Genomic DNA, 12,786 nt, shown 5'->3' on the forward strand with positions numbered 1-12,786 from the left:
GTGTTAGATATTAATAAATTCATAACAGATGGCTGGGGCCCTTGGCATGAGGCAGGACATTTGAGACAACAATCACCCTGGAAGTTTTATAATATGACAGAAGTACAAAATAATATATACAGCCTTTCTGTAGAAAAAGCATTTAATCAACCATCCAACTTAGAGAAAAGTGGAATTTATCCAAAAGCATTTCAATATCTAGAGCAAGTGAATAAAAATTATGATGAAATTAGCGATGTTTTTGTAAAGCTTGTTATGCTTTGGCAACTACAGTTAGCGTATGGAGAGGATTTTTATCCTAAATTGCATCAATTGTATAGAGACATGCCTTCAAGTGAACTTCCACAAACTGATGAAAATAAAAAACAATTATTTATGATTTCAGCATCAAAAGTAGCCAAACAAAATTTGATTCCTTTCTTTGAGAAGTGGGGATTACGTCCAAATAACGATACCATTCAAAAAGTAGCTGCATTAGAATATCCAGTTTTAACAGCAGAGATTTGGAAGGGGACGGATTCTAATCCAATTAAACCAGATATGCCTAATGTAAATAATATTTTAGAAGGAAACCAGTTTGCATGGTCGCTGAAAGGGATTGGAGATTTTGAATTCGCAAAAGTAAATTTAAATAAATCAACAGAAGAAATGCAAATTGATCTAAAAGCAGGTGTACCACATAACTACTTTGATAGTACATATGCAAGTATTAAAGTGCAAAACACATCAGGTAAAGTGGTCTATAACAAAGAGATTTATGGAAATAAACAGCAAAACGCTGAATCGCAAAAAGTTCCAGTCAAAGTAGGCGATTATATAGAGTTAACACATCTAGAAGGTGTACATAGAGCTACTCTTATAAATGTAGATAATAGTAAACAAGAGAGCTTTGGAAAAAAAGCAATATACGAAGTTACGAAGGAAGGCCTGAAGAAAGTAGAAAAAATGCCAGAAGCAACAATTTTAGAAGGAAACAAGTTTGCCTGGTCATTAAAAGGATATAGTGATAGAGAAATTGCAAAAGTAGATTATGATAAAACGGTAGAAGAGATGAAGGTAAAACTAGAAGCAGGTGTACCACATTCCTATTTTGCTAGTACGTATGCGAGTATTAAGGTCCAGAATTCTTCTGGTAACGTTCTGTACAATAAGGAAATTGTGGGAAATAAACAACAAACTGCTGAAAGCCAAACTGTGTCCGTCAAGGTAGGGGATTACATTGAATTTACCCATATAGAAGGAGAAGCAACAAAGGAAAAAACGCGAGCAACTTTAATTAACCTTGAAAATAACAAAAATGAAACCATTGGAAAAACAGCAAGGTATCAAGTTACAAAAGAGGGCCTGAAGAAAGTAGAGAAAATGCCAGAAACAACAGTTTTAGATGGAAATCAATTTGCATGGTCATTAAAGGGATATAATGATCGAGAAATTGCAAAAGTAGATTATAACAAAGCAACAGAAAAAATGCAGATTAAATTAGAAGCGGGAGTACCCCATTCCTATTTTACTAATACGTATGCAACCATTAAAGTCCAGAATTCATCCGGTAATATTTTGTACAATAAAGAAATCATAGGAAATAGACAACAAGCTGCTGAGAGCCAAACCGTTTCAGTCAAAGTAGGCGATTATATTGAGTTAACTCATATAGAGGGAGAAGCACAAAAGGAAAAGACACGCGCCACACTTACTAATCTTGAGAATAGTAAACAGGAGTATATAGGGAAGAAAAGAATATATCAGGTTACCTCTATGGGATTATTAATAAAGTCATAGATTTCACCTTAAAACTTAAATTGTAGATTTATATATTATATTAAAATCTTAACTATTATATGCATAAAAAAATGGTCAAGAGAAGATAGATTGGCGGGTATAGTATGAACATATTGAAAGGGTTTTTAATTTCTTCAATTGCAATGACCACATTTGTAGGAACAGATCTAATCCTACAAAATGATAGTATTCATAATAAAGTTTACGCTGAATCTTATAATGTCACATACAAAGAAAGAGATTCACAGGAAGAAAGATTAATTGTAAAGTTTAAAAATCAAATTGACTTACCTTATGAAGATGGTATTGAGAAACGAATAAAAAATGGAGATTATGATAGCAATTTAAAGAAGTTATTTTCCGAAAATACAGAACTCACTTTGAATCGTCTGTTCTCATCTGTAAATCCGATAGAGATTGAAAAGTTATCAGTACAATCTAAATCAGTTGCTAATGAATCAGCTAATAATTTATTAAATTATTATATTGTACAAGCTCCTAATAACATAGAAATAGAATTATTACTGAAAAAATTTGAAACATCTCCTCTCGTAGAGGAGGCTTATATACAAGAAAAACAAATTTTGACACCCCCTGAAATACAGTTACCAAATTTATCTGTTAATCCTTACGATGATCCTAGATTTAAAAATCAAGGATATCTTGAAGCGGCACCAAAGGGAATTAATGCCTCGCATGCTTGGAGCATTAAAGGTGGTGATGGGAAGAATACAACTTTTGTGGATATGGAATACGGATGGTTATTGAACCATGAGGATTTAGTCAATAAAAATATTAAGCTTATGTCGGGACAAAATATAAGCCAGCATAGAGCTCATGGTACTTCTGTATTAGGAATTGTTTCATCTGAAGATAATCAAATTGGAAATATTGGAATTGCACCAAAAGCAAATGTAAAAGTAATATCCCAGATTAGGGATAATGGAATTTATAATACAGCGGATGCTATTTTAAGTGCTGTACATAATTTACAAGCGGGAGATATTCTTTTATTAGAGGCACAAGCTTCGTATGATGGGTATGGGGATAAATATTTACCTGTAGAAGTACATCCAGATATTTTTGATGCAATTCGTGTTGGTGCAGATAAAGGGATTATTATTATAGAAGCTGGCGCAAATGGTTCAAACGACTTAGATAATTTTAAAGATCGTAATGGAAAAAAGACCTTAAATCGAAATAGTCCAGACTTCAAGGATTCAGGTGCTATTATGGTTGGGGCGGGAACATCAACTGTTCCACATAAACGTTTATGGTTTTCAAATTATGGAAGCCGATTAGATGTATATGGATGGGGAGAAAATGTTGATACAACATCAGCAAATCCAAGTCAAAATACTACAAATTTATATACATCAACATTTGGTGGAACATCAAGTGCTTCACCAATTATTGCTGGAGCAGCAACTTCGATTCAAGGTATTGCTAAAGAACATCGAGGTTCTCCTTATACACCAGCCGAATTAAGAAATATCTTAAGTAATCCAAATACAGGAACAAAATCTCAAGATCCGTGGAATGATAGAATAGGTGTTTTACCTGATCTAAAATCTATATTAGATAACTTAGGTTTTAATCCAGATATACCGAACTCTTCTAATATTTTAGAAGGAAAGCAGTTTGCATGGTCGCTGAAAGGGATTGGAGATTTTGAATTCGCAAAAGTAAATTTAAATAAATCAACAGAAGAAATGCAAATTGATTTAAAGGCAGGTGTACCACATAACTACTTTGATAGTACATATGCAAGTATTAAAGTGCAAAACACATCAGGTAAAGTGGTCTATAACAAAGAGATTTATGGAAACAAACAACAAAATGCTGAATCGCAAAAAGTTTCGGTTAAGGTAGGAGACTATATAGAGTTAACACATCTAGAAGGTGTTCATAGAGCCACTCTCACAAATGTAGATAATAGTAAACAAGAGAGCTTTGGAAAAAAAGCCATATACGAAGTTACAAAAGAAGGCCTGAAGAAAGTAGAAAAGATGCCAGAAGCAACAATTCTAGATGGAAATCAATTTGCTTGGTCGCTAAAAGGAATCAGTGATTTTGAGTTTGCAAAAATCAATTTCAATAAGTCGACAGAAGAAATGCAAGTTGATTTAAAATCAGGCATACCACATCATTATTTTAATGAAACATATGCGAGTATTAAAGTACAAAATGCATCAGGGAAAGTAGTATACAATAAGGATATTTACGGAAACAAACAACAAAATGCTGAATCGCAAAAAGTTTCAGTCAAAGTAGGAGATTATATAGAGTTAACACATCTAGAAGGTGTGCATAGAGCTACTCTCACAAATGTAGATAATAGTAAACAAGAGAGTTTTGGAAAAAAAGCCATGTACGAAGTTACAAAAGAAGGCCTGAAGAAAGTAGAGAAAATGCCAGAAACAACAGTTTTAGATGGAAATCAATTTGCGTGGTCTTTAAAGGGATATAATGATCGAGAAATCGCAAAAGTAGAGTATAACAAAGCAACAGAAAAAATGCAGATTAAATTAGAAGCGGGTATACCCCATTCCTATTTTACTAGTACGTATGCAAGCATTAAAGTTCAAAACTCATCGGGCAATATTTTGTATAATAAAGAAATTGTAGGAAATAGACAACAAGCTGCTGAAAACCAAACCGTTCCCGTCAAAGTAGGAGATTATATTGAGTTTACTCATATAGAGGGAGAAGCACAAAAGGAAAAGACACGTGCCACACTTACAAATCTTGAGAATAGTAAACAGGAATTTGTGGGTAAGAAAAAAACATATCAAGTTACTCCTACGGGATTATTAATAAAATAGATTAAAAGGATGTCTAAAAAAATAGAATTTTTTTGGACATCTTTTTTATTATTAAAAAAGCATTAATTATTGATAGTGATGTATGATGAATTCTATAGGCCCATTAAATATTATATATATCTATACATAATCAAAAAATCAAGTTATAACTAATGTTCCAAGGATCGACACATCTATTTTTGTTTAATCATGTTATACTTTTCACAAGTGAAACGCTACAATATCAAATCCTAGTTTTATGACATCCTTCTGTTGCCACAGTCTATAAAAGGTCAATTCCATTGGGGTTGACTTTTTATAGTTGTAGCAGAAAGCTATAAACGTCCATATTTTTTTATAGGATAAATGTTGTAATTTCACGTACCGTACTTATGAATATATAAATAAGTACAACAAACAGTAGTCTATATGTAGCTTTTGTGGTATGTAACTGTTAAATAGATAATATTTGATATTCTCGTGATATTTTAAATTATGGTTAAAAGAAAGGAAAGTAAAAGTAGCTTGTTAATATATCAAGATATTAGTGATAATTGGTGGGAAATTGAAGAACTACGGTATATGATTGTGATTAATTTCACAATCATATACCGTAGTTCTTCAAAATTATTTCAAAAGGAGGTTATGGGTAATGAAAAGAATTATAACACTGAGCACTTGTAAACTGCAAGATACTATAAAACATGGTGGATGTGGTGCATGTCAGACATCTTGTCAGTCCGCTTGTAAAACCTCATGTGGAGTTGCAAATCAAAAGTGTGAAAATACAATAAATAGATAGGAAACAAGTAGTATTGTACGCAGTTATATTTTACATGGGCGGCAATCTTTATGAAAAAGGAGTTTGATTATCCAGTATGATTCATCAATATAAATTAAATGGATACAATATCGTATTAGATACTTATAGCGGTTCGGTACATGTTGTTGACGATCTTGCTTATGAAATAATTATGCTATATGAGAATACTCCTATGGAAGAAATCCTGTCAACGATACAAGAAAAATATAAATATGATTTCCACGTTTCCGAGAAGGAAATTCGAGAAACAATTGCGGATATTGAAGAACTAAAAAGAGATGGGAAGCTTTTTACCGATGATGATTATAAGGATCTTTCAATTGATTTGATAAATCGTCCCACTTATGTGAAGGCTCTTTGCCTTAATGTCGCGCATACATGTAATCTGTCGTGTGAATACTGCTTTGCTAGCCAAGGAAAGTACAATGGAAATAGGGCCATCATGAGTTATGAAGTTGGAAAAAGAGCCATCGATTTTCTATTAGAAAACTCAGGTAATCATCGAAATCTCGATGTTGATTTTTTTGGTGGGGAGCCACTCATGGCGTGGAAGACTGTCAAACAGCTTGTCGCCTATGCAAGAAATAAAGAAAAAGAATACAAAAAAACTTTTCGTTTTACCTTTACTACAAATGGTATGCTGCTTAATGAGAAAATTACTGAATTCTTGAATCAGGAAATGCACAATGTTGTATTAAGTCTTGATGGAAGAAAAAAAGTTCATGATTATCTACGTAAAACTGTCAATGGGAAGGGTAGCTACAATTATATCGTTCCAAAGTTTCAGGAATTTGTTGAGAAGCGTGGAGATAAAGAGTACTATGTACGTGGAACCTATACCCATAATAATGTCGATTTTACCAATGATATTTATCACATCGCTGATCTAGGTTTTAATAAGATCTCAATGGAACCAGTTATCTGTAATCCACGAGAACCATATGCGCTCGGTGAAGAAGATCTTTTGGAAATTTATAATCAATATGAAATTCTCTCGAAGGAAATGCTAAACCGTGAGGAAAAAGGTAACGGTTTTACTTTCTATCATTACATGCTTGACCTTTCAGAAGGTCCATGTGTTCAAAAGAGAATTTCTGGTTGCGGTTCTGGGACTGAATACTTTGCTATTACCCCATGGGGGGAGATATTTCCTTGTCATCAGTTTGTTGGGGAAGAAGAATATAGTATGGGGAATATCTGGGATGGCATTACAAAAACAGAGATACAGTCTCAATTTAAGGAGAGTAATTGCTATTCAAAACCGGAATGTCAGGAATGTTGGGCACAGCTTTACTGTAGCGGCGGTTGCCCAGCTAATACAATACATGCAACGGGTTCCCTTAAGGGAACACATGAGTTCAGCTGTAAAATCTTCCGCAAGAGGATAGAATGTTCTATGATGGTTAAAGTAGCTCAATCCATTAGAGTTATGAAGAAGGAAGAACAAGCCATAGTTCAGTAAATACAAAAGTGCACAAGCGTTGTTATAGCATAAATTTATAAAGATAGTTACAAACAAAAATTCTTTAGTCCAATTTAGAATAAATGAGTTTAAAAGAAGATAGCCATTTGTAATGGCTATCTTCTTTTGTAAAAAATATATAATTTATTCAATTACTTTTTCGATAACAGGCATAACAGCGATTGGTGGAATAGAGTGAGTCCATCCTACGGAAAATATATTTAGTTTTTCACCTACGCTATAGTTATCTTTGCTAGTAATAGGAACACGTAAAATTTTATTCTGAGAAGCTAATTCCCACCAATTATTTTGATAAGAAAGTGCCTCTTCTTTTGTAGTAGTGTCAGCTACAACCAAATAATTATCATCTGCTGAAATAACATATTCAGTGAAAGGTATCTGTATTCTTACTTGTTCTTCCTTTATAGGAGTAGGATTACTTATAGAATCTGCCGAAGTAGGAGTTAATCCGAAAGTTAATCCACATCCTAGCGTCAGAGTGGTAACCACTGTTACTAATTTTTGTTTTTTTGAAAACATAATATAAATCCCCCTTATATTTTATCCGTACACCATCACCTTTCTATTTTTTATATAGAAAGCCTTTTTATATCCCTAAATTTAACAATTATGTAACAAATAATCCATTGTTTTTTTGAATGGGTATTATTTAAAGATAATATATGTTATAATTCACCAAATTAACTATTAATTGTACTTTTATCTTCTAGTGAATATATATTTTTGAAAATAATGGTAGCGTTATCTTTTGTATATTTTCTTATTTGCATGATTACCCAATTTTTATGTACAATAAAGAAAAGAGAGTTTCTTAGACAGGAAGAGGAAAGTCATGACCAAGTCATTAGTAAATTTACGAATTGATTTTGCTTTTAAGCAATTATTTGGGACAAGTGGTAGTGAGGATATTCTTATCACATTTTTAAATGCTATGCTAAAGAATTCATTAGAATCACCTATTATGTCACTACAATTAGAGGATCCACATTTACATCGAGAACATGAGGATGATAAATTATCAATTTTAGATGTCTCAGCCACATTAGACACAGGTACTAAAGTAAACGTAGAAATTCAGCTGAATAATAATCACGACATGATTAAACGAAGTTTGTATTACTGGGGTAAATTATATACTTCACAGTTACAAAAAGGGATGCCTTACAGCTCTCTTAGTAAAACAATTACTATTAATTTGTTAAACTTCGTACTTTTTCCCGAATACGAGGAATTTCATACAACGGGAAAGCTATGGAATGTACAACAGCAAAAGCAGTTTAGTGATGATATAGAGATTCATGTTATAGAGCTTCCTAAATTAATGGAACAATGGCGGGAAGAGAAAGTTAATCCGTGGGAAGATTCATTTGTTCGTTGGCTGTTATTACTTCCGGCAAATGAAGATGAACACTTAACTCAAACATTGGAGGACATTGCGATGAATCAAGATCCGATTTTACAAAAAGCAATGAATAAGTGGGAGCGAATGAGTCAAGATTCGACTTTCCGACAAGCCTATGAAGCGAGGGAAAAAACCCTAATGGATGAAGCTGCAAAGTTTGCTCACGCAGAGGAGCAAGGAATCAAAAAAGGTATTGAAAAGGGGATTGAAGAAGGCAAAAAAGCCGAACGTATACAATTGGTATGCGGTATGTATAAAAATGGAATGTCTGTAGAGGATATTGCGAAATTTACGAAGTTACCTATAGAAGAAATAAGAGAAATTATCCAATTATAAATAAAAAAGAACACCTACAGCATTTGTAGGTGTTCTTTTTTATGACCAATAATGCCCATAATTATTAATTGATGTATCGTCAGGAAAATAAGAATTTACAACATTAAATATTTTTTAAAGAACTATATATGGCTGCTACCTTAAATACATGCTCTGTATTCCATCATAATATTGTTAATAATTGTTTGGACGGGCAAAATCTCTTTGACTTCATTTACTCGTGCACCTGCGAAAACAAGACCATTTTCACAATCACCATCCATAGAGGTTATCAAAGAATCTAGCGTGCAGAAACGATAAGAACAGTTTTTTAAGCAATTTATACACTTTTTTATTTTTATTTTTTTATTATTATCAGCTATTAATTTAGTAAAGTTATTTTTAACCGCACGACCTTGAAGACCGACAGTTGTTTTGACTAATATAGTATCTTCTAATCGAGCATTTATATATTTTTCCTTAAAGGATAGTGGTGCGTCACACTCATTACTTGCAACGAATCTTGTACCCATTTGCACACCAGATGCACCCATTTTTAAGGCATGCGCAATATCTTTCCCAGTCATAATTCCTCCAGCAGCAATTACGGGGATTTTGACTGCTGCAACTACTTCCGGTAATATATCGAATAAAGGTCGATCGGTACCCAGATGTCCTCCTGCTTCATGACCCTCTACTACAACAGCGGCCGCACCCAAGCGTTCAGATAATCTAGCGAGTTTGGCTGAGGATACTATTGAAATAACTGGTATGTCGGCATTTTTTCCCCAAGTATACATATCTCGTGAAATGCCAGCACCAGATATGATGAAATCAACTTTTTCCTCAATAGCTGCTTTCATTTTTTCAGCAAAATCATTCATAGCAAAAAGGACATTTACTCCAATATAACCAGTATTCCGGATCTTTTCTTTTGCCTTCCTAATATGCATTCTCATTTCATCTATGGAAATACCAGTTCCTGATATAATCCCAATCCCTCCAGCATTTGCAACTGCAGATGCAAGTTTACTTAATGAAATGCCTACGCCCATTCCTCCCTGCATAATTGGGACCTTTGGCATCATATGACCGATTTTTAATTGTGGAAAGTTCAAGTAAATACCCCATTTCATTAATGTTATTAGAGTAGATCTGTTAAACCCTCTCAGTTTAACACAGTGCTTGGAACAAACACTAGGAAATTAATACCTACTACTAGTAGTTTGTGATGTTTTTTGCTGATTTTCACAAAATGTTCGAATAGTGCGCTATAAACTTTAGAATAATATCAAATGTATATTTAGGCTTCTGGATAAAAAACAATGAAATTTAGATTTTCTAATAAAAAATGTCTTTAAAGAATTGATTTCTCAAAAATGAAGTGGGATGTAATCGTTAATTATTTTGAGTAGGGATATGAACAGAGCTAAATAGAAATTTATATCCTTTTTAATAAAAGGAATTTTTGTATTATAAGTGTTAAATAATCATTATTTATAAAGGGAAAAATCTATGTTTTTAGTAATCTACACAATTGGATTAGAGACAATTAGATGTGCAGTACATTTTAGAGGTATTAAATATCAATATTCCAAAAATCTTGATAATCAATATGCTTATCAAATTTTTTTAGTATTCTAATGATTTTAGTTGCAGATGTTAAAGTGGGAATACGATCCTTTTTATTTGCTAAATCACTTATCAGAGATTTACTTAATCCAGTTCTTTGTACAAGCCATTGTTGTTTGATTCCTCTGTGATCTAAATACTCCCCAAATGGAGTTCTTTTTTTTCCTAGACCAAACATAAAGAATCCCTCCTAATTAAAAATAGCGTATAAATAGCTTGTACAAAATTCCATAAATTTAAACTTTTGTCCATAAATATGGAATTATACTTTAGAACAAAGCATAGAATAATATAAATAAAATGAAAAAATATGGAATAATTTTGAGGAATCTAGCATTCATAGTAATAGCTACAAGTTGCTGATACACTATCCTAATGGCAACTTGTTGCAAAGGGTATTACTAAAATAAAAAAATCTGAAACTCCTTACGTCAGAAGGATCTTCAGATTTTTTCTTTTTTAGATTTTTAATTTATAGATACGTATTTTATAGATTATTATGCATAATATGGCGAATGAGTAGAATGGATTATCTGCTTATATAGTTTGATCGACCTTGTCACTAAGCATATAAATTTGTTTTAGATATGATGAAAGGAAATACTAACAAAAAATATGAAATCCGAAATCAGTCATATCTGGTCCAGTATACTCATCATTTTCTACCCAGCTGTTAAGTTATCAGTTTGTAGTGAAAAAAGTACAGTCGGCCAGTTTGTGTAACAAAAAATATTTCTATCCCGTCTACAAATTTAATTATTTTTTCACTGAGATGACTAGGTTTGTAGGATTCATATTATTTTTTAATTGATGCTCCACATGCAAAATATCAAAAAAGCCCGTCAACGCCAAACTTACTGTCAGTGTGAAAGGATAATAGGTCTTATTGTTGCGGTAAAGCTAAAAATAATAAAACAACTTTATTATTTTTCAAAGCATTTTAATGTAATTTAAACAACGTTAATATCTCTGTACCCCAAATTATGTTTGGGTTGCCATACCCAACATAATATGAAAAATCTCAATCTCATTTTTATAGGATGAAATGAGATTGAGACTCTTTTGTTGTTTATTTGCTGGATAATGGAATGGTAACTAAAAATTCTACGCCTTGTTTGGTATTATTTATAGAATACGTGATAAAAAGGGATTCAAAAATTTGTTTTACAATATATAACCCTAAGCCACTCCCTCCCGTATTTCGATTTCTTGACTTTTCGATTCGATAAAATGGTTTGAAAATATGTTGTATATCTTCTTCTTTTATTTTGACACCTGTATTGATAACTCGCATTTGGATATTGTTTTGTTTAGAATCCTTTGTTAACTTTATATAGACTTTTTCGTTATATGGTGAATACATAATCGCATTATGAATGATGTTTTTACAAGCTTTTTCTAAAAGAACATAATCCGTATAAACAAAAATGTCAGAATCGACTTCTTTTATTATTTGAATGCCTTTTTGAGAAGCAAAAAATTCGAGTTTTTTTGTGATTGTATCTATTGATTTCGAAAGATTCACTTCTTCCACTTGAAGTTTAAAGGTATGTTGTTCTAATTTTGACATGCTTAAAATTTCGCGAACCAGTTGTTCCAGACTTTCAATTATTTGATAATTTTTCTTTAAATACTGGTCACGATTTTGATAAGGGCCGATATTATATATCATTCCTTCTAAGTATCCTTTCATAACAGTAAGAGGAGTTTTTAATTCATGTGCTACAATAGCAAAGAATTCCCTTCGCTTTGTTTCTATTTCTCTTTCTTTTTCAATATCACTTTTTAATTGCTGATTCGCTTTTTGTAAATCAAAAATTGCCTGTTGTAAATTTATGGACATATCATTCAAGCTATTGGACAATTCCCCTAATTCATCCATAGAACGAACCTCAATTTTTTCGGAGAAATCCAAGTTTGCCATCTTTTGTGCACCTTTATTAATATAAATAAGTGGTTTAGTAATAAACCTTGAATAGAGATAAGCACTTCCTAAACCAATAACCAGTACAATGATACTAATATAGGGTAGAAAACGTACCAAGACCTGTGAAGCTTCATCGATTGGTTGAAATGTTGCGAACACCACAACCGTTAAGCTAACATCTTGGAATTGTATTGGCTTGGTAGCCTCATATGAATTACGAGATTGAGCCAAACCCTTTATTGGTACTGTTGTAACAAAACCTTTTGCTGGAGTCCCCCCCTGAACAGTCCGCCCCCGAACAGTACCCTCTTGAATAGTACTCCCTTGAGTAGTACTTTGAAGAAAAGGGTAATAAATAAGCCTTCCCTCATTATCTTGAAGAAATATTATTGCGTTATTTTTTTGTGCGTATTCATCAACAAGTGGTGTTGCATTTTGAAGCGTAAGATTTTTAGATTTATCAATTATTTCTTCGATTCCCGTTTGAAGCTGATCTGTTTTGTATTTCTCATAAAATTTAGGGAGAAAGAAGTATAAAGTTACATAAATTAAGGTTGCAAAGGCTAACAAAATAAGGGATGTAGTCATAAAGAGTTTATAGGTAATTCTCTTCATCTTCAT

The 12,786-nt window shown here is 32.5% G+C and carries 9 protein-coding genes; 5 read left to right on the forward strand and 4 right to left on the reverse strand.

Annotated features, from left to right (window positions below; translation table 11 throughout):
• The 4 genes from DN401_RS04205 to scfB all read left to right on the forward strand — a co-directional run.
• A partial coding sequence (locus DN401_RS04205) for a putative mucin/carbohydrate-binding domain-containing protein (protein WP_149287548.1) occupies window positions 1–1,779 on the forward strand: 1,779 nt, incomplete at its 5' end.
• 104 nt (window positions 1,780–1,883) lie between these two features.
• Entirely contained in the window at window positions 1,884–4,604 is a 2,721-nt protein-coding gene (locus DN401_RS04210; RefSeq protein WP_149287549.1) for a putative mucin/carbohydrate-binding domain-containing protein, read from the forward strand.
• 631 nt (window positions 4,605–5,235) lie between these two features.
• Window positions 5,236–5,385: a six-cysteine ranthipeptide SCIFF gene (scfA, locus tag DN401_RS04215; RefSeq protein WP_000821352.1), complete on the forward strand. Its 150-nt coding sequence runs from the start codon at window positions 5,236–5,238 to the stop codon at window positions 5,383–5,385.
• Between the two features lie 76 nt (window positions 5,386–5,461).
• Window positions 5,462–6,868, forward strand: a complete 1,407-nt coding sequence (gene scfB, locus DN401_RS04220; RefSeq protein WP_149287550.1) for a thioether cross-link-forming SCIFF peptide maturase — start codon at window positions 5,462–5,464, stop codon at window positions 6,866–6,868.
• Window positions 6,869–7,012: 144 nt separating this feature from the next.
• Here the strand turns inward: scfB and DN401_RS04225 are convergent, their stop codons facing one another.
• Window positions 7,013–7,408: a DUF3221 domain-containing protein gene (locus DN401_RS04225; RefSeq protein ID WP_149287551.1), complete on the reverse strand. Its 396-nt coding sequence runs from the start codon at window positions 7,406–7,408 to the stop codon at window positions 7,013–7,015.
• Between the two features lie 313 nt (window positions 7,409–7,721).
• On the opposite strand from DN401_RS04225, the gene DN401_RS04230 reads away from it, so the two are divergent.
• Window positions 7,722–8,627, forward strand: coding sequence for an Rpn family recombination-promoting nuclease/putative transposase (locus DN401_RS04230; RefSeq protein WP_000167466.1), 906 nt, complete (start codon window positions 7,722–7,724; stop codon window positions 8,625–8,627).
• A gap of 140 nt (window positions 8,628–8,767) precedes the next feature.
• Here the strand turns inward: DN401_RS04230 and DN401_RS04235 are convergent, their stop codons facing one another.
• From DN401_RS04235 to DN401_RS04245, 3 genes are all read right to left on the reverse strand, one after another.
• On the reverse strand, window positions 8,768–9,742 hold the full coding sequence (locus DN401_RS04235; RefSeq protein WP_149287552.1) for an NAD(P)H-dependent flavin oxidoreductase: 975 nt from the start codon (window positions 9,740–9,742) through the stop codon (window positions 8,768–8,770).
• 443 nt (window positions 9,743–10,185) lie between these two features.
• Entirely contained in the window at window positions 10,186–10,416 is a 231-nt protein-coding gene (locus DN401_RS04240) for a helix-turn-helix domain-containing protein (protein ID WP_000467334.1), read from the reverse strand.
• Window positions 10,417–11,307: 891 nt separating this feature from the next.
• Complete coding sequence (locus tag DN401_RS04245; protein ID WP_149287579.1) at window positions 11,308–12,786, reverse strand: sensor histidine kinase; 1,479 nt, start codon at window positions 12,784–12,786, stop codon at window positions 11,308–11,310.

It is taken from the genome of Bacillus sp. BF2-3 (genome assembly GCF_008368795.1).
Classification (GTDB): Bacteria; Bacillota; Bacilli; order Bacillales; family Bacillaceae_G; genus Bacillus_A; species Bacillus_A cereus.